17 protein-coding genes and 1 pseudogene are annotated in these 19,333 nt (G+C 44.5%); 6 read left to right on the forward strand and 12 right to left on the reverse strand.

The annotated features are described in order from the left end of the window. Window positions 1-459: 459 nt before the first annotated feature. The 7 genes from ACXQIQ_RS08135 to ACXQIQ_RS08165 form a co-directional block, all read right to left on the reverse strand. Window positions 460-1,638 carry an MFS transporter gene (locus tag ACXQIQ_RS08135; RefSeq protein WP_439299262.1) on the reverse strand — a complete coding sequence of 393 codons (1,179 nt, stop codon included), beginning with the start codon at window positions 1,636-1,638 and terminating at the stop codon, window positions 460-462. A gap of 327 nt (window positions 1,639-1,965) precedes the next feature. Continuing rightward, window positions 1,966-3,177: a type III PLP-dependent enzyme gene (locus ACXQIQ_RS08140; RefSeq protein WP_439299261.1), complete on the reverse strand. Its 1,212-nt coding sequence runs from the start codon at window positions 3,175-3,177 to the stop codon at window positions 1,966-1,968. Window positions 3,178-3,193: 16 nt separating this feature from the next. Further along, on the reverse strand, window positions 3,194-4,429 hold the full coding sequence (locus ACXQIQ_RS08145; protein WP_439299260.1) for an MFS transporter: 1,236 nt from the start codon (window positions 4,427-4,429) through the stop codon (window positions 3,194-3,196). Next, window positions 4,422-6,449, reverse strand: coding sequence for an IucA/IucC family protein (locus ACXQIQ_RS08150; RefSeq protein WP_439299259.1), 2,028 nt, complete (start codon window positions 6,447-6,449; stop codon window positions 4,422-4,424). Before ACXQIQ_RS08150 ends, ACXQIQ_RS08145 begins: the two co-directional genes overlap by 8 nt. After that, entirely contained in the window at window positions 6,446-8,392 is a 1,947-nt protein-coding gene (locus ACXQIQ_RS08155; RefSeq protein ID WP_439299258.1) for an IucA/IucC family protein, read from the reverse strand. Before ACXQIQ_RS08155 ends, ACXQIQ_RS08150 begins: the two co-directional genes overlap by 4 nt. Before the next feature lie 258 nt (window positions 8,393-8,650). Further along, window positions 8,651-10,132 carry an LVIVD repeat-containing protein gene (locus tag ACXQIQ_RS08160; RefSeq protein ID WP_439299257.1) on the reverse strand — a complete coding sequence of 494 codons (1,482 nt, stop codon included), beginning with the start codon at window positions 10,130-10,132 and terminating at the stop codon, window positions 8,651-8,653. A 316-nt stretch (window positions 10,133-10,448) separates the two neighbouring features. Then, complete coding sequence (locus ACXQIQ_RS08165) at window positions 10,449-10,997, reverse strand: DNA topology modulation protein (protein ID WP_439299256.1); 549 nt, start codon at window positions 10,995-10,997, stop codon at window positions 10,449-10,451. Window positions 10,998-11,161: 164 nt separating this feature from the next. On the opposite strand from ACXQIQ_RS08165, the gene ACXQIQ_RS08170 reads away from it, so the two are divergent. The 4 genes from ACXQIQ_RS08170 to ACXQIQ_RS08185 all read left to right on the forward strand — a co-directional run bounded on the left by ACXQIQ_RS08170 (window position 11,162) and on the right by ACXQIQ_RS08185 (window position 13,610). Further along, on the forward strand, window positions 11,162-11,335 hold the full coding sequence (locus ACXQIQ_RS08170; protein ID WP_439299255.1) for a hypothetical protein: 174 nt from the start codon (window positions 11,162-11,164) through the stop codon (window positions 11,333-11,335). 66 nt (window positions 11,336-11,401) lie between these two features. After that, window positions 11,402-12,532, forward strand: a complete 1,131-nt coding sequence (gene dnaN / locus ACXQIQ_RS08175; RefSeq protein ID WP_439299254.1) for a DNA polymerase III subunit beta — start codon at window positions 11,402-11,404, stop codon at window positions 12,530-12,532. A 357-nt stretch (window positions 12,533-12,889) separates the two neighbouring features. After that, a complete protein-coding gene (locus ACXQIQ_RS08180) occupies window positions 12,890-13,150 on the forward strand; it encodes an ArsR/SmtB family transcription factor (RefSeq protein ID WP_458026001.1) in 261 nt (86 codons plus the stop codon). A 1-nt stretch (window position 13,151) separates the two neighbouring features. Then, a complete protein-coding gene (locus tag ACXQIQ_RS08185) occupies window positions 13,152-13,610 on the forward strand; it encodes an SRPBCC family protein (RefSeq protein ID WP_439299252.1) in 459 nt (152 codons plus the stop codon). Between the two features lie 62 nt (window positions 13,611-13,672). Here the strand turns inward: ACXQIQ_RS08185 and ACXQIQ_RS08190 are convergent, their stop codons facing one another. From ACXQIQ_RS08190 to merR, 5 genes and pseudogenes are all read right to left on the reverse strand, one after another. After that, entirely contained in the window at window positions 13,673-14,071 is a 399-nt protein-coding gene (locus ACXQIQ_RS08190; protein WP_439299251.1) for a hypothetical protein, read from the reverse strand. Between the two features lie 35 nt (window positions 14,072-14,106). Further along, window positions 14,107-14,934 (reverse strand): DUF3224 domain-containing protein, encoded by an 828-nt coding sequence (locus tag ACXQIQ_RS08195; RefSeq protein WP_439299250.1) that lies wholly within the window; start codon window positions 14,932-14,934, stop codon window positions 14,107-14,109. Window positions 14,935-15,206: 272 nt separating this feature from the next. Beyond that, window positions 15,207-16,595: pseudogene (gene merA, locus ACXQIQ_RS08200) on the reverse strand (mercury(II) reductase); the annotation flags it as partial. Between the two features lie 6 nt (window positions 16,596-16,601). Then, window positions 16,602-16,814, reverse strand: coding sequence for a mercury resistance system transport protein MerF (gene merF, locus ACXQIQ_RS08205; RefSeq protein WP_439299249.1), 213 nt, complete (start codon window positions 16,812-16,814; stop codon window positions 16,602-16,604). A 12-nt stretch (window positions 16,815-16,826) separates the two neighbouring features. Next, window positions 16,827-17,225 (reverse strand): Hg(II)-responsive transcriptional regulator, encoded by a 399-nt coding sequence (gene merR, locus ACXQIQ_RS08210; RefSeq protein ID WP_439299248.1) that lies wholly within the window; start codon window positions 17,223-17,225, stop codon window positions 16,827-16,829. 168 nt (window positions 17,226-17,393) lie between these two features. Here merR and ACXQIQ_RS08215 point away from each other — a divergent pair, with 168 nt between their 5' ends. Then, window positions 17,394-17,933 carry a sigma-70 family RNA polymerase sigma factor gene (locus tag ACXQIQ_RS08215; protein WP_439299247.1) on the forward strand — a complete coding sequence of 180 codons (540 nt, stop codon included), beginning with the start codon at window positions 17,394-17,396 and terminating at the stop codon, window positions 17,931-17,933. After that, complete coding sequence (locus ACXQIQ_RS08220) at window positions 17,914-19,317, forward strand: DUF4179 domain-containing protein (protein ID WP_439299246.1); 1,404 nt, start codon at window positions 17,914-17,916, stop codon at window positions 19,315-19,317. The genes ACXQIQ_RS08215 and ACXQIQ_RS08220 overlap by 20 nt, the downstream gene beginning before the upstream one ends. Window positions 19,318-19,333 lie beyond the last annotated feature (16 nt).

Below are 19,333 nucleotides of genomic sequence, written 5' to 3' on the forward strand. Positions count from 1 at the left end.
TGTGAGCGTCGTGCTAGAATCGGGTGCTAGTTCTTTTAAGCTAAAAATGATTGTAGGAAAGGGCTGTCATTTCCAGATTGATGATGAGAACTTCCTAGATTGTGGTTGTCCGCTCATGATGCCCAGAAGGCCCAGAAACACGGCAATCTATCAGTTTATGCTAGAAGTTTAGGAATCAGAACGATTTGTGATAGAAAAAGTGAAAAACGGTATGGATGTACTAGTTTTTGAGAGCTTTGCGAGGGGTGATTTTGAGCGATCATGCATGAAATGCGGTCGATTTTAGAAAAATGGTGCTTCGTTTTAGAAAAACAGCGGGGTGTTTTAGAAAAATCAGGCACAGTTTTAGAAAATCTGTGCTCCGTCTTAGAAAAAACCACTCCGGTTTTAGAATTCAGTAAAATCTACCTACACAATTCCAATATGGATGAGGATGACGAAACGTCATCCTCTACATCTTTAAAATGCTTTTTTCGGTTTAAGAAGCACGGCAGCATAAATCGCAACGAGCAGTAGAAGCAGCACCAAAAAGCCGTTTTCGAACCCGATGTGCTCGATCGCGTAGCCGAAAGCTGGGAACCCGACCATGATCACGAAGCTTTCCACCAAACTGATCAACGAGAAAAAGGTGGAGCGCACATCGCTGCTCAACATGTTCTGGATGAAGTTCGAGAAAACTGGCTCGAATAGCGTCACCAGTTGCGCGAGTGCAAGGAAAGACAACACGATTCCGTGGCGCGGTGACACGATGAACAACACGAAAAAGAGCAGGTAGAACGCATAGCCGTATTTGACGATTGAGAAGAACGCCCACCTTTGCTCCAAACGGTATGCTAGCTTTGCCATCACTACACCCAACAATCCATCCACTGTAAAAATGACGCCGATGACAAACGAGGAGTATCCGAGCCTCGTAAAGTATTCCTGACCGTAAAATGTCAAGATGACGAGCACTGTGCTGACAGCGATGAACAGGACAATCGGCACACGTACCGGTGGATTCTCCTTCCAAACGATAAGACCACTTACAAACTGGTCCCGCCACGTTTGCAGAATCCCCTTCCGTTCGACCACCCTCATCTCCCGCTCAGGTTCGTGAAGTAGTAACACTGGAATCAACGCGAGCACCTGCATGACGATCATACCGCCATACACCCACTCCCAGCTGACTTCTGCCATCAAGCCTCCAGCGAGTTTCGCAAAACTGAGGGACAATAAGGCAAGTGCGGTCATGTTGCCGAACACTCTCGTGTAGTCCTTCTCACGGTTCACTTCCCTCAACGTATCATATGCGAGCGCTTGTTGCGCGCCCGAATGGAAGGTCAACCCTACTCCAAGCGACACGAACGCCAAACCGAAAAGGGTCAACGAATCACTGATCAACATGAATCCGGCATAGCCGATGCTCAACACGCTCCCTATGAGGATGCTGATTTTTCGCCCATAAAGGTCGGCAATCATACCGGTCGGAAGTTCGAATAAGACGATGCTCAAGTGCAGAATTGCCTCAATGATGCCGATTTCACCGAGCGACAAGCCTGAATCACTCAAGTAGATGACCCAGAGTGCGCGGTCAAAGAAAAGCTGACCGAAGAAAATGTATAAATAAATCATATTGATATTGCGATTACGAAACATATAAATCCTCCTAAACACAAAAAACCACAGGCAAATAAGCTTTACCTGTGGTTGGATGCTCCTGTTTTTTCAAAATGAAAAGAGAAAAGGCAGTCCCTTTTCTCTTCCAAATAAAATCCGATGAAAGGTAACTTATTCAATGTTGATGAAAGGGTTATGGAATTTGCCTAAAAAAGGACACACTGGTTCCGTTGAAGCGCAAAATCCCAAAAATGGTACTCATGAACGCGATAAAACGTTTCATGCAGTCCATACCCATTTCAAACATTGTGTCACCCTCCTTTTCCATTCAAGTTAATTCCATCGTAATCGAGTCAGCTTTCAATATCAATCTTTTTTAATAAAAACGTGATCGGGATGAGGATGGCTTAAAAAATCATGGTGGGAAATCGTCCATCCGTATGCTCCTGCAAAACGGAAGATCATCACATCACCTGCACGCAGCTGCTGAACGTGTTCTTTCCGGACGAGCACGTCATTCGGCGTACATAGTTCACCCGCAACCGTTACAACATCACCCATAATCCCCGGCCGTTCGAACGGGTAACGCCAATCCTCAACCGGATACACCTCGAATGGATGGCTAATCTTCCATGCGGCCGGGAGGCGTAAATGGTGCGACCCGCCTCGCAATACTGCAAAGTGCTCACCATGATTCGTTTTCACATCCAACACTTCCGCCAGATAAGATCCGCATTCTGCTGTCATGTATCGTCCAATCTCCAAGAACAGCGTGAGGTTTTCTTTTTCATAATAGTGGTGGAAACGATGTAAACCTTCTGCAAGCACCGACCAGTCAAAAGGCTGTTCCGGGTCCCAGTAATTGATGCCGATTCCGCCGCCGACATTGATGATGGGAGCATCCAACTTAAATTCTTCACGCCAGTACAAGGACTTTTCAATGCACAACTGGATGAATTTCAGATGTGCTTCTGCGTCCAGGTTGTTGGACATCGCATGGAAGTGAAACCCTTTGATGTCGATGTGTTCACAACCGAGCGCTTTTGTAATCAACGCCGGTATGTCTCGCTCATCCACTCCGAATTGTGTCGGAACACCCGACATGCGGATGTGGCTTTCGGAAACGTTCGTGCTCAGGTTCACTCGAATCAATACCGGTATGCGGACATCCATTTGTTCAGCGATATACGCCATCCGGTTCAATTCATGAAAGCTTTCTACATTCAAGTACTCTACGTTCGTCTGAAGCGCCGCACGGATCTCCTGATCTTTTTTTCCAGGTCCGCCAAAGAGCATCGGTTTTTCAGTCAACGTTCCGAGTTTCGTCATCTCGCCTTGCGAAGCGACTTCAAACCCGTCGATGATCGGTTCCAGCGTTTCGAGTATCGGCCGCTCGGGGTTGGCTTTTACCGCATAATACAACCGGCAAAACGGCGGTAAGCTCTGCTTGATTGTTTCCGCATGCTCCTTCAGGCGATCGAGGTCATAGACATACGCACAAATTGGCTCTTCGTTTCCTCGTGTGTGTAATTTATTTTCCAAATATCGTTGTACTGCATTCTTTTCGATTGTCAGCATGTGCTCTTCCTCCAACTTAAGTGTTCCATAAATCTGGTCGTTTCCAAACGATGAGTAAGGTGACAGCGAAGCATCCGAACCCCATGAACAACCCTGCCGTCATCGCTCCGAATTGTGCAGCAATGACACCGATCAATAGCGCGCCTAGTGGAATGTATGCCCTGTCCATTAATGCGATGCTCAACACCCTTCCACGTAATGCATCCGCCACTTGCATCTGAAGGGTGATCCGGCTTGTCGTACGGTACAACTGACTTGTAAAGCCGACCACCAACATGAGAACGATCGATAAAAAGTAGCTTGCGCTGAACAGGATGAAGCATCCGAGAAACAGCCCAAAGCCGAGGGCGGAGAAAATCAGGATCTTCCCCTGATGACTCGGTGGTTTTACCGATAGGACCAATGTTGCGATGATTGCTCCGACAGAGGATGCAGAAAGCAGCAGGCCAAAGCCATCCGGCCCCATCCCCATCAGTTCCTCGACGAACAAGGGGAGCATCGTCGTATAAGGGAATCCGAAAACCATCGGTGCGACAGCCATCAACAGAATCGATACGATCAAGCGGTTTTCTTTTATATACTGGAAGGTTTCTTTCAAATCCGACTTGTCCGATTTGACCGAGCGTTCAATCGGCACTCGCTTTTCTTCCTCCACACTGATGCCATTCAAGGATGCCATGATGACCAATGTCCCTAATCCGATCAGGACGAAGAGAATCGGTGCCTCCATTTTCAACAACATCCAGCCCGCTAACGCTGGTCCAACCATTCGCGCTACATTGATGACCATGGTTTGCAGTGAGATGGCATTCGGAAGTTGATCAGCTTCCACAAGATCAGACAAGAACGCGTTCCGGACAGGCACCTCGACCGTCATGAAGAGCGACCTGGCAAACACCAGCACATAAAGCCATACTATTGAAAAATCAGCATAGACCATGTACGCGAGAAAGAGCGTGCTTGCAAAAATTCCGGCGTAGCTAAACATGAGCACTTTTTTACGACTGTACCGATCGGCAAGGACACCAGCTTGCAGCCCGCACAACAAAATCGGAAGCAGCCGGCACGCGTTCAAAATACCGAGTGCAACGGGGGATTGCGTCCATTGATAGACAAGCCAGTTCAACAAGGTCAGGTCCATCCAATCGGTCGTACGTACGACGAAACTGCCAAACAGAAAATGGCGGAATGATTGGACTCTCAACGCAAATGAACGATTGGCTTGGATGAATCCAGGCAGTTTCTCAATCATCGGACGGATCCGCACAATGTAGCGGATTGGCTACCTCACTATAGCTATAGCCTTTTCCGTTCTCCAATCGCATTTTCGTCAAAGACTTATGTTTGACGATCGGCTGGTAAAGGAACGCTTCATCCTGAGAGATGTTTTCAGCGAGCCCTTTTTCAGCCGCTAAAGAACGGAGTGTCGTTGCGCAAACCTTTTTCACCCGTTTCCAGAACTCTTCCTCACGGATGCCAGAATATTGGACGAGCATGCGGATGATTTCACCGAGATGGTTTTGGAACACTGTGTAATAAAGCTTATTGTGCATTTCGTTCACGTCATTGGTAACGGAAATGGATCCAGGTGTGAACGAGATGTCCATCCCTTGATGATTCAAGCGTTCTCTGTAGATGCGAGAGCCTCCCCAATCTCGGAAAAAGAAACGGGACAATCGACCATTCTTGAAAACAGGGATGCTGTTCTGCAAGTGCCCTTCGAGCGCGATGCCGTACTTCACCATCAAAGTGAGATAACCCGGGATGACGGTCGTGATGTAGTCTTCAAAAAACGGGAAGGCTGCCCGGTTTTTCGTCAAATTGTTCTCTTCCGCATACTGGTTGATCAGCTCAGATAGGATCGTCTTCCCGGTGATCGGTGATGTCGCATATAATGCAGGTCCGGCAATGGCAAGTTCCTCGTCCTGAAGTTGATCCTCGATGCTTTCCCGCATGAGCATCGTCAAATTCCGGCTTTTCAACTCTTCATCAGATTTAAAGGCTGCACCCGCCACTTCATTCAACGGAATAAAGTTCGTTAGGTGTACCTCTTTTTCCATAAGGGATGTCATCATTTCTGTAAAAAGGGTCGAGTTCAGTGCCGTCTGAGTCGAGATGGATCGGACCGTCGAAGTCATCTGGCTGTTGACCGCAAGCTTCAACGCAGGCTTCGTGCGATCCTTCGGATATACGGTTCGGAACGAAGAAGTCGCTTCTGCTTTTAACGTGACGTTTTCAATCAAAATGATCTTACCTGTTTCCAGCTCGTCTCGGTATATGGTTTGAATCGCATTCTCATACTGCCATTCATGGACAGGGATGACGTCGAATTGTTCAGGATCGTATCCGCGTTCTGTTAATTCAATGAGACACTGTTCCAATTCCTCCGGGTAAAAATCGTCTAACAATCGCTTCGTCTCAGGAGTTGTCGAGACCACCCATTCACGCTCGACTGCCACAAACCGGACGTCGAAAGCTTGATGGAATTCCGGTGAATAGCGGAACACATCGTTCTCCGATAGACCGATTTTCGTCTTCGCACCTGGATGAAGATGATGCCCCTCCAAAACGAGCTGCTCAAAGAACAGGCTCGGTGAAAAGGATGCATCGGTCTCTCTTTTCTTCGAGAGATAATCCATTGTGCTTTCTGAACCCAGATGGCGAGCTTCTTCCTGTACTTCATCCTTCCACACATCATCAAACATGTACGCGAGCGTCAAGTTGGCAGCCCCGTTATCCAATTCCGAGATGAACGCGTCAAGATTCTCCGGTTTCTCTTCACCCTCATAAATCACCTTCAACAAATCAGAGGCAACAGAAATCGTCGTCATCTCTTCTGAACTGATGTGCAGGATGTCATCGGTCGTTTCGATCCGGTGATACGCAAACTCATTTTTAATCGGGAATACAAGGACCGAATGTTGAAGTTGAGCGATTTTATACGTCATCCCTTCAAGAAACGGATACCGCTCGATCTTATTATAAAAATGGTCGGGTAACTCCTTTTCGCCATTCATTGTGATCACAAGGGCCGAACCGATCTTTCTCAGATTGATGGCTTGTGAATATAAGCCGTTGATGTCTTCCCGGAGGATGGCGGAAGCTAATTTATGTAGAATACCCTTCCTCCCTCTCTCCAGATTTCCGAAATAGTGGGCAACATAGGCGGGTTTCTGTTTCATGACGTACTTGACACAATTGACTTCCTCTTCTAGCATGGACTCCTTGCTTGTCTTTTGTACGGCTGGCTTCTGAATCAATTGAATCGTCATTTTGGGAACACCTCATTTTTTATCAATAAAGGATTGGCAACGTCAACGTATGCATTCTCTGTGAATTTGTCTGTGAGTCTCATTTGGACGAGTGCTTTCATGCTCGATTTGTCCGATAAAATGTATGCTTCATCTCGGAGATTGTCCTTTGGAATGGAAGCATCCCTTTTCAGTGCTGCAAATACTTCCTCCACGACATTCCGGACAGGAGCCCACAAGCTGTATTCATCGAGCTCTAAGTTCCTTGCTAATGGAACGATGATTTCCCCTAGATGGTTATGGATGATCGCATGGAAGAAGATATCGAGCAGTTCTTCTCGCTTCGATGTCATGAGATTCGTGCTGTTGTTCAAGTCCTCTAATGCCATGTAAGTATTCAACCTGGATTCCATGATCCGGATGCCACCGTTATCCCGGACGATGACCCGTTTCGGCATTCCATCGCGGAATACGGCAACACAGTTCTGCATGTGGACTTCCATACTGATTCCATATTTCGTCATGAGCCCGATGACACCAGGCAGTAGTACACTCGCATATTGTTCCATATAATCCACGGCCGCTTCTGTAAGGCTAAGGTCCTTTCGTTTCGCCTGTTGCCTGATGAGCTCTTCCATCATGAGTTGTCCGGATACAGGAGACTCTGCAATCAATGCCGCTGCCGGTAGAGCTACTTCCCCTTCGGATAAGGTTTTCTCAGGATTTTCTCGTAAAATGGAAGCCATATTTTTCTGCAGGAAATACTTCTCACCTGCGTCAATGTCCTTCTTCGGTTCGAAGTGGATGCCTGCATCTTCACGCATGAAGCTTAACGTGTTTGCGATGAACGGATCTTCCGTTTGGATTTTCTGGAGCACGGATGAAATTTTCGGTCCGTTATAAGTAGATGCAGCAGACACCGTCCTAACTGCACTCGTCATCTGAACGTTCATCGCAGTCTTGATATGGTGATTGAGCTTACTTTTTAACGGTGCCAGCGATCGGAATGAAACGAGTGCTGCCGTTTCAATAGACACATGATCAAGCGGAATGATCACATCGTTTTGAATTTCCTCCTGATAATGTCGGTGAATTGTATTCTCGAGCTGCCACGGATGCACCGGTATCAGTTCATACTCCTCTTTGTTCAGTTGCTTTTTCGTAAGGGTGTTTTGGAAGGCTTGCTCCACTTTCGGATATTCTTCCATTAAAATTTGCGTCACGGAGCTCTCGATGTGAGTCAGTCGACAATACGCTTTATGGACGGCGACGGGAATGACGTTCGGCTGTCCTTCCCATTCAGGTGCATATTTCGTGATGTCTTCAGGCGATAATCCTAAACGCGTACGGGAGCATGGATGAATCGTATGTCCCTGGATGACCCATTGTTCAAAAAACCTAAGCGGACTGAAGTACGGGTCTTGTTCTGCCTTTTTCAACACATAGTCGAACGTATCATCGGCTTCCAGTTTTTTCGCTTCAGTACGGTCTTGCTTTTTACGGCATTCCGCAATTGTCAGTGCAAGCGCGAAATTGTATGTGCTGTTGGTGATTTCCTTACTAAACTGTTCCATGTTGTCGAAGGTGAGAGTGAGTCCATTGACAATCATCAACATCAACAGTTGATCCGGACTTATGAGATCGCTCTTGTTCCCTTTTCGATCGGTATAGGTGATGTGACCACCGATATCGATCTGTCCAAGGATATACTTTTTCTCAATCGGAACTTCGATTTGTTCCTCTTCACTTAATCGAATGATCGCTGTGTGTTCAGTCCAGCTGGATTTAACGATTTTTTCTCGTAAAATCGCTTGAATCAGCTGACGAAGAACCATCTTTTCTGCGGTCTTGATGTTTTCTCGGTATCGTTCTACAAGATGTGGGTATTCTTTATGCAGGTGTTGTTCAATTGCTCTATCATAGGTGTCTGAATCTAGTTGATTGTTCAGCATTGTCGCTTCCAATCACGATCCCTCCCAGGCTATATTGAATGTTATATGTGTTAGTGAAAATGATTATCAATTACGCAATACCCATATTAATTGATATTGATTCTCAATGTCAATTCGAAATTCCAAATACGATTCCTTTGGTCCAGTTATTGATCATTTCATTGCCTGAATTAGGATAAAACGGTACATCGAGGGGGCTTTTGGCCTATCTAAGTGAAGGCTTAACATAATGAAAAAAGGCTGCCATGGAGGCAGCCTTCCTTTTTACAATTAATGATCGTGGTTGTGGGACATTTTGTCTTGAAGTGCATCCGAGAGGTCCGTTGCAGGAACTTCAATCATGTCAATACTGATGTCCGCTTTCAGATCCAACGTGTTTGCAGGTGATTCATCCGGGAAGGTGACTTTCAGGATGTCCAACCCTCTCGTTGGGTCATACGCGTACACATAGTTCGTATGTTCACCATTTGCCTTACCTTCTTCATCACGGTCAGGGACCCATTGTGCTCCCCAAGTTTCTTGTATTCCAGTGAACCAGTAACCGATTTGCTTGATGTCGGACGGATCTCTTACGTCCAAAATCCTAACGCCTTGTTGATAATAACCGATCGAGACGAATCCTTCCTCATGATAGGATGAATAGTGAGCTGAACAGATGAAGCCAGCCTTCGTATTCGTATCGGTTCCTAAAATCTTCGAGTTCCATGTATCGAGCGGTTCGATCGTCCCCGATCCTGGCTCGACGTTCGTCTGTCCTTCAAACTCGTCCAAGTTTTGCAAGTGCCAAGTTTGGAAAGATCCTTCGTCATCACAAGTACCTGGGTGCAGGTAATCTTCTTCTGTCACCATGACAACTTCTCCAGCGCGGATCTGATCAGCGGTCCTTTCTGTGCTTTCACCTGTTTCCATCTCAGCTGGAGCCCGATTTTCGAATTGATCGCCGTTCGGTCTCAGCGTGTTGTGATGGATGAAATTGTTCCACGATGTTCCGTTCAGTCCTCTTTCATCCGTCGAGTTCAGTACGACCGGGTTCAACGGATCGGAGATGTCATACGCGACCGTTCCTGCAAGTCCTGTGTGCCAGGCAATTCCTGTAGAATCGATGTCCCAATCGTGTCCGACAGCGTCAACTGAGCTTGGGAACACCTTTTCTTCAAAAGCGTTTGCCGGATCTTCCAGATTAATGATTGAAAATGCCGGATTACCATTCTCATCCTCACTTCCGGAAGTGTAAGCGTACGTACATTCATCATTTGCACATGTGACGGTGTGTGTCCGGGTCGTTGTTTTCACACGGGATGCAACGTATGGATTTTCCGGGTCTGAAACATCCACGACTGCAACCTCTGTTCCGGTAGAAATGCTTTTATCGTCATAGGTGGGTGTGACGCCGGCTGGATCATAGCCGATTAAAACGAATTTCGTGCCGTTTTCCCGTTCCCCGAAGGTCATATCCTCATTTTCAAAATGAGCTTCCGGGAGTTCTCCTTTCAGCATTGGCTTTGTAGGGTCTGTGATATCATACACTGCGATGCCAGAAAGCGTATTGGCATACATGTAAGGCTCCATTTTGGAAAAAGCAGCGGAAATGATCGACAAGTGGGGCATATTGTTCACAAGCTGCACGTTGTCACTAGAAATGACTGGAACATTCGCTTCCCCCTCCAAATTGACATGCGTCGCGTCTACTGAGGAAATACCACTTCCGAGTATCAGCATGACGGCTGCAAACAGGGTGATCGCTCTTTTCATCTCGATGTCCTCCCTTTTCGTAATACACTACGGTTTCCATAAGGAGAAGCAGAGTTCCTACGTACAAAAGTTTAAAATCACCCTACTACTTGTTGTCTAATTTGATTTGTGAAAACAGGTCGAAATTCACGCACAAAAAGAAGAGGTGCAGTCGAAACCTCTTCTTTCTATCCTTCATTTTGGTTTTTTCTTAATTTGGAGGATAGAAAGGGTCTCTTTCTATCCTTCATTTTTGGCTTTTATAGTTTTGAGGGATCGAATACGTCTCTTTCTATCCTTCATTTTACCTTTTCCATAATTTCAAGGATAGAACGGCCTATTCCCCGGTCGTACTGATCTCTTCCTGCAAGATTCGGTTCTGATTGGCGAGCTCCAAGAACAACTCGATGTCCTGATTGTTTTTCAGCGTAATGACTTGCTTCTCACCTTCGTATTCAGCTAATTTCCACAGGATATCCACTCGTTTTTCAACTGGAAACTCCCATACATATCGTAAAAACGCCGCGTCCAAACGCTCTGTACAACCTTCCCCCATGTCCGGGCGGCTCTTTCCGTGGAACATGAGCCTCCTTTTAATGACCCTATAAAAGCATTTCGACCTCGGTATGTCTAGAAAAACGATCGTATCCGCGGCGTCCAAACGAATATCCATCGTCGAACCGAAATTGCCGTCGATGATCCATTGATCCTTCTGAACAAGCTCCAGTTGAATTCTACGAATCTCTTCTCTCGAAGACTCTACCCACCCAGGCTTCCAATAAAGCCGGTCCAAGTGATAGACTTCGATACCGGAAACAACGCTTAGCCTCCGGGATAATGTTGATTTACCAGCGCCTGGTGAGCCGATAATGGCAATTTTCTTCATAGGCAGAGCCTCCTTATGTTCATCCTATACAAAGTGTATTACAAGAAGTCTAGAAGAATCCTAATTTACCATTTTTAATCATGGATCAACATCTAATGGAATTTAATGTTAGTATAAGGGTAAGAAAACTGCAAATGCGATTCCTCCTGAAAGGAGCATGTTTCATGGGTTGGTTTTTCATTTATTTAGGCGGTCTCCTTGCTTTTGCCGGTATAATTGATTGGAGAAGAAGACGCAACAATAACAAAGGTGAACGTCCCATCAATTCGCACGCAAAACAAGGTGAAAGCACGAATTATGTAATGGGTGACAACGAGTACATGAACGGAGGAAGTTAAGCTGAGCGACGAACTTCGTCGGTCAGTTTTTCCTTTAAGATTTGACATAAAAGGAGTTTAACAGCAATGGAATTTACAGTGGATCAACACTACTTCTATGAAGCGATTTCCGATATTCGAAAAGGGATTTCCATATCAAGCATGATTCCAGCCACAGCAGGTTTTTGTTTAGTGGCAAAAGATAACGGTCTGACTATAATCGGGACAGACTTGGACTTGTTCATCCAGAGGGATATCCCTGCAGTGGTTGACGGGCAAACGATCGTTGAAATTACAGAGCCAGGCGAAGTCCATGTCCCGAGCAGACATTTCAGTGAAATCGTCAAGCGAATGCCTGCCAAGGTCTCAATCCAAGTAGACGACCATCGCTTTGTAAAAATCCAATCCGGTTCCATCGTGACAAGGTTGAATCAATTGAAAGTCGATGAGTTCCCTCCATTCCCGAAAGCGAACACGGATATGCGTTTGATGTTGAATCGGGATGATTTTGCGGAAATGATTCAACATACGCTCTTTGCGGTTGCAAAAAATGAGACAAGACCTGCATTGACGGGATTGCACATGGAGTTTCACGATCAAAAGCTTTCATGTGTAGCAACCAATTCAATCCGTCTAGCCATGCAATCATTACCGGTTGAAGCGGATTATGAGTTTTCGTGTATCGTGCCGAGCTCGACCTTGAAGGAGTTTATGAAGCTTCGCTCGTCGTTCTCAAAAGAAGTGGAACTTTCCATCAGTGAAAACCATGTCCTTTTCCAATCGGATCAAATCAAGCTGTATTCAAGATTGATCGAAGGAGCTTATCCAAGTACAACAGGATTGATTCCTACAGATATGAAAACTGAAATCATCATGGATACGGAACAGATGCTTGAAGGAATTGATCGATCCTATTTCCTGGCGAGCGATCAAAAGAATAACAATGTGAACCTTGCCATCAGTGAAGAGGGTCAACTGCAGATTTCTTCCACCTCATCAGAAGTGGGACAAATCAAGGAAACACAGGAAATCAAGGAAATCATCGGGGAGCCATCATTGGAAATCTCGTTTGATGGTCAGTTAATGATTGATGCACTGAAAACGTTGAAAGACGACCAGGTCTCCATCAGTTTCAACGGCTCGATGCGCCCGATCCTCATCAAGCCGGCAACCGAAGAAGATGACCAGGTTCACCTTATCTCCCCAGTGCGTTCATAAGTTTGTATAGTAGAGGCTGACTTTGGTCAGCTTCTTTTTTATGGAATTGATCTATCATTTCTGATTTTGATCTATAATTTCTCATATTTATGGGAAAACCGGAAATCTGATCTATAATTTCTCATTTTTATCGGAAATAGAACGTTTTTTATGGGAAATACATCAGATCCTGTGGTTACATCTTAAAACAAAACCGTTTTAACCACTTTCATGCCTCATTATGCATAATTTCACTCCCAACGCTCATCAAAAACAGTAAAAATCGATTATCAATTGACACGCAACCATTTAGTTGCATATAATACAAACATGGACAACGTATTTAAAGCACTGGCCGATGCCAGTCGGAGAAAATTGATGGATTCACTCTACATAAAGAATGGACAGACATTGAGTGAACTCTGTAAACACCTTGAGATGTCGAGGCAAGCTGTTACGAAGCACTTGAAACTACTAGAAGAGGCGAACCTCGTCACTGTCGTTTGGAAAGGACGCAGCAAACAGCACTATCTGAACACTGCTCCCATCAGTGAAATCTATGATCGTTGGATTGGAAAATACTACCGACATCGCTTAGAGGCACTAAATGAGCTGAAATCTAAATTAGAGGAGGAATAGGATGAGTAACCGCACGTTCGTATACTCGACGTACATCGCTTCTACCCCTGAAAAAGTGTGGGAAGCACTGACTTCCGGGGATTTTACGGAACAATACTTCTTTGGACACCGCGTCTCTTCGGATTGGAAAGAAGGTTCTGAAGTTACTTTTTTGAGGGACAAGGGTGGTGTGGATATAGAAGGTAAGGTGTTAAAGAGTGAGCCATATCAACGGTTGACATACACCTGGAGTTCACCGGAAGATCCTACCGAGCGAGATGAAACGACGGTCGTCACTTTCGACTTGAAACAAATGGAGGACACTGTAAAACTGACAGTGATCCACGAGAACCTCGTCGACTCAGACTTCGTAGAAGATATGGACACCTTCCAGGGCGTCAACAACGGATGGCCAGCCATTCTCAGCAACCTGAAAACACTTCTGGAATCCGGCAAAACGTTACCCGCTGTAAAAGTTTAATCAGAACAAGGCTACTGGCATTTCGCCGGTAGCCTTTCCTTATATATTGAAGTATTGAAGAATCAGAATGACTGTTCCAACAATTGTTTTAACGTATCCAGGTCTTGCTGTACTTGAGAAATGTCCTGGTTGAACTGCTCTTCTGACATCATCGGCTGCTGGAAAACCGTTAAGGTCACTTCACAGCCTGTACCGTTAGGAAACACACGCATCGGCACCATGATCGACTCTTCTGGCGAAGGTGTAACAAAGTGATCAAGAATGCCGAAAACATTGTGATCGACGAAACGAAAATTCATTGGACCATCCCCACCATCAACAATCCACTGGTCATTTATCTTTTTAACAGATTTGAAGAACGACCATTGAGGCAGATTTTCCGGGTTAGAAATGTACGCGTACGCTTTATTCACACTGCAATCAATGGAAATGGATAATGTTTCGGCATTGACTAGAGACATCTCGTCCCATCCTTTCGCATCCTATTTGTACACCATTATAAAACTTTATCACTCTCTTGGATGCCAGCTTCTTTCAACGCTTTCTCAAGGCTATCGAATCTTGCGATGAAAGCGACTTTACCATCTTTCACTTTCAGGACTGAGGCAGCATTCGCTTCACCTGCTGTCCTGCCTTCTTGTCCACTCCATTTCGCGTGTTGCTCATAAACCAGTACGCCTTTTCTGCCATAGATGGAGAGCGTTTCGAGTTTCAGGCCTGTTCGCTCCAGCCAATCGACCAACAGTCCTTTTCCGAAACCGGAGCCTCTCGGACCTGAAATCTCAATGGTTGGAGATGTGATTTCCAATAAGGCTTCAATTTCTAGCGCATTGCATGCATCCAGCCACTGATCGGCAATGATGATTTCTTCTTCAATGTATTTGTCTTCTTCCTCTTCCTTTTCTTTGAGGAAAGTCGCCATCTCTTCATCAAATGAATAATTGAACGTAATCGAAAAGGCATCCGATTGTGTCGACTCTACATCAAAAACGCCTTCGATCCCTTTCAAATCTCCTGTGCCTGATTGTGGAATCACTTTTTGCGTGGACGAGAGAACTCCGTTTTCAAAGGTTCCGTTATGTTCAATGACAAAACTGCCGATCCGCTCTCCGATATTGCCCGTAAATCGCTCCAGGCCATATACCGTTGCAGCGGTTTCTGTAAAATAACATTTCAATTCTTCCAGTATACCTTCTCCACGCAGGTCACCTTCATAACTCATTTCAAAATGACTTTTTGTCAGTTTAGGTCCACCTTTAATGTCACTGTAAGGGATTTCGCTCCCTCGTTTTATTTTTATGATAGATGATGCTTGTCCTTCCATAACCAACTACCTCCCCTTTATAAATGAAAAAATCATTCGATAACGACACACGATAAGAGGTAAAATCAATTCTCTGTTTTCCCCTCCCTATAGTCATTCGGAGGAAACAACAGCATTTCGGCATAACATTGGTATTTTTTTCGAAAACTTCATCGTTCTATTTGCTTATTCGATTTCTGAACGGATATTCCTTTAGAGTTCGGTAAAAATAGACGCTCAAGCCGGTACTATAAAAAAAAGTGTGACCCTCATGAGGGTCACACTCTAGGTATTTATCCTGCACAACAGGAGAGCTTAGATACGTCTTTATCAAACGATAGGCTTGCAAGCTTGATTCCTTCTGCCATGGTCAAATAAGGAACCATTGTTTCTTTGAGATCCTCTGCTGTCAGTTTGAATTTGACCGCTAGAGTTGCAGCGTAAATGATTTCACCTGCATTTTCTGCGACCACTTGTACACCAAGAATTTGTTTGGAATTCTCTTCTACCACAATTTTGAACAACCCTTGGGTTTCGTGATTGGCTAATGCTCTTGGAACAGCATCCAACGGTAACGTCGAAGTCGCAACCCTATACCCTTCCTGAATTGCTTCTTCCTCTGTGAGTCCCACTTTTGCTATCGATGGATTCGTAAATGTGACTGCTGGTACTGTTTTTAAATCCACTTTTTCTTTTTCCTTTTGTAGGATGTTCTTTGCAACAAGACCGCCCTCATAGGCAGCAACATAAACGAATTGCGGGCCAAGAATAACATCTCCAGCTGCAAAAATATGTGGCACATTGGTTTGGAGATATTCATTGATTCGTACTTCGCCGTTTTCCCCCGTTTCGACTCCCGCCTGTTTAAGTTGGAGTGCACTTGTATTCGGTTTTCTTCCTGCTGCTACAATCACCTCATCCACTTTAAGCTGTTTTTCTTCTCCGTTTCGTGTGTAATGTATGATTTTTATGCCCTTATCCTCATCGACTTTGTGATAGGTTACGCCTTTTTCAAACTGAATGCCTTTGTTACTCAAAATATCTCCTACAACGTCGGAAATTTCAGGATCGTACTCTTTCATCAGGCGTTCACCTCGCTGGAGAAGCGTAACTTCAGCCCCAAGGTTGTGAAACATTTCTCCAAGCTCCATTCCTACATATCCAGCTCCGATTACAGCAATCCGTTTCGGTATTTCCGATAATTCAAGCGCTTTTGTACTCGTCAAATAATCTACGTCCTTCAGTCCAGGAATCTCTGGAATAGATGGTGAGGCTCCTGTTGCAATCAAAAAATGTTCTGATGAGTAGGTATGGTCCGCTACAGAAATCGTGTTTTGACCCATGAATTTGGCTTCACCTTGCAGTAAATCAATGCCATATTCCTTGATCAGATCTTCGTACTTTTCTTTCCTGAGTCGTCCCACCAATTCATCTTTCTGTTTTTTCAGTTGAGCAAAGTCGGGGGCTTCAGCTTTCGTGGACAGTCCATTGAATGGCTGATTGTTGGCCAAACGTTGGATGTCTCCCGCTCTGAGCATCGTTTTCGATGGTACACATCCAATATTGACGCATGTTCCGCCGATTGTCCCCTTCTCTACCATCGCTACTTTCGCTCCTCCTTCAACTGCCTTGATCGCTGCTGAGAAAGAAGCTGCCCCAGATCCGATTACAATCAAATCATACATCGATTATCCACTCCTTTTTCGATATTTATCGTAGGCGTAAATCGTCAAACCAATGAATACAAAAAGCGCTGGTATCAACACATAGTCGAGGTAACCTGTGAATGCCCCCAGGCCAATCGCCCCAAACAGGATGACCAAAATCGGTGTCGCACAACAAATGAGCGTCAATACCGTTCCAATGATCGCCCCTGTTAATAACCTTTTCTCTTTTTTCATCAACTCAACCCTCTATTCTTCTGTCAGCCGTTCAATTACTGGACAAGTATATAAATCATCATTTTCTTCACACCGTTCATTCAAATCTTCTAATATCTTTTTCATTCGCACGAGATCCGAAATTTTCCGTTCAATCTCAATGATCTTTTCTGCTGTAAAATCAGCCATGTTTTGACAACGTTGATCATCTTGATCGACGACCCCGAGCAGTTGATCCACTTCCTGCAAGGTAAACCCAAGCTCTTGTGCCTTGCGGATGAATGTAAGCCGTTGTAAGGCACTTTCAGGATAGACCCGATAACCGGACTCATTCCTCGGTGGTTCATGCAAAATCCCAATTCGTTCATAGTAACGGATCGTCTCTTTATTCACTCCAGATAATTTTGCTAACTCACCCGTTCGAAACGCCATTTCGATCACCTCTTTATCAATCATAAACCCTGTACCATACTACAGGGTCAATCAAAAGATACCGATTTTATACTTGGAAAATCAATTTTTACGATAAAATGAAAAAGATGAAAAGACTTGAAACTTATCATTCTTCTGAGTGCTCTAATGGGTGATGGGAGGTTGAACATGACACATACAAAGCTTGTGAAAAAAGCGATCAAAGGAAACGAGGAAGCCTTTGAAACACTCATTCGAGAGCAACACGAAAAGCTTTATCGGACTGCTTTCCTCTATGTTCGAAATAAAGATGATGCACTCGACATCGTTCAAGATACGGTATGCAAGGCTTACATGTCCATTGGTCAATTGAAGCAGCCTGAATACTTCAGTACATGGCTTACAAAGATCTTGATCCGGACTGCTTACGATTTATTGAAAAAGAAAAAGAAGGTTGTTTTGAATGGTGACGACTTTTTAACCATGGTTCGCGATCAGAAAAGTCCAAAGACGGAAGATCGTCTGGACCTAGCCGAGGCAATTGGTCATTTAAGCATTCCATATCAGACAGCTATCATTCTATTTTATTACCATGATCAGTCGATCCAAACGATTGCAGAAACGATGGACAAACCTGAAGGCACGATTAAAACGTATCTGCATCGTGCTAAGCAAGAATTGAAGAAACAGTTGGAGGGGGCGAATATTTATGAACAAAGATTGGTTTGAAAAAGAGACAGAAAAAATCGAGGTCTCGAAAGATGATGTATTCCAAGCGATTTCAAATGGCATGAAGGATGGACGTCGATTGAAGAAAAGGAAAAAAGCGTTCAAGCTTAGCGCGGTGTTTTCCTCAGCCGCCGCTTCACTCGTGCTCGCATCTGGCTTTCTGTTCGCCCCAATGAACCATGCACTTGCTCAGGTCCCTTTACTTGGCTCAATTTACGAGCATCTATCGGTCGGAAGTGAACTGTTCGCAAGCGATCTCGTAACAGAATTAGATGAAAAAGCGACAAGTAAAGGTGTCGATGTGACGATTACGAACGCTTACTATGATGGGAATGTCATTGGAGTCACGTTCGAAGCAAAAGGCGACAAACTGACGATTGAAAACATGGACCTCGGTAATCGACCAGCTGCTGGATACAGTTATCATATATTCGATGGGAAAGACCGAAATCAATGGTCAGCCAGTTCGACTCAGTTAAAAGAAACGAATGACGGTACGTTCATAGGAGCCATTGAATTTTACAACGATAAAAAAGAGCTGCCAGAAGAATTCACATTGCCTCTCACCTTCACCCATATGGCCGATGTGTTCGGAAAATGGAAGTTCGAAGTGCCTGTGAAACAAATCCCGGCTGAAAAACTAGAAGTCGCTGGCACATCCACATTTGAAGACGGTGCCTATGAACTATCTGTTAATACGATTACAAAAGGTAAAGCGACGACATTGATTGAGTATCAGGTGAAAAAGCCGAAGGATGGAAAGTTAGACTACATGAACTTAACGGTTACGGATGATCAGAAGCAACGATTAATGAAATCGAATGTAAATCCAATTGAAAGGCAATTCGTTGATGGGAATTGGATTGTTACTTACCGAGAACTGTTCACAAGTAAGATTGATGAAGAGGCAGACTTTCTTATGATAGCCCCTAAACTACATCTGGATGAACAAGAAATCTTCCAATCATTGAATACTTCTGTCCCTTTTCAAGTACAGAGTGAACGCTTTGATACGTCCATTACTGTGAACGAAGTTAAAATGGATGAAGATGAATTAGTATTCAATTACACGCTTAATAACAAAGATTCGTTAAAAAAGAACACACTACAGAATTTCGCCACTCGGATAAAAATCGTACCAACAGCTGAAATAACCTTCGATGAATACGGATATATTGCAGATAAGAATGACTTGCTAGGTCATGCGACATGGGAACAAACTTCTGAAATTGTCGATAAAGAAAAAATGCAATTTCAAACACGTATTCCAATAAATAACCCAAAATCATTTGATATGAAAGATTACTCGCTTATGGTTCCATTCGGTGCCTTAACAATAAACAACGCTATCAAACTAGACCCAGTTAAAATCGAACTCAAATAGTAAAAATAAAGACGCC

This window comes from Pseudalkalibacillus sp. Hm43 (assembly GCF_054170705.1).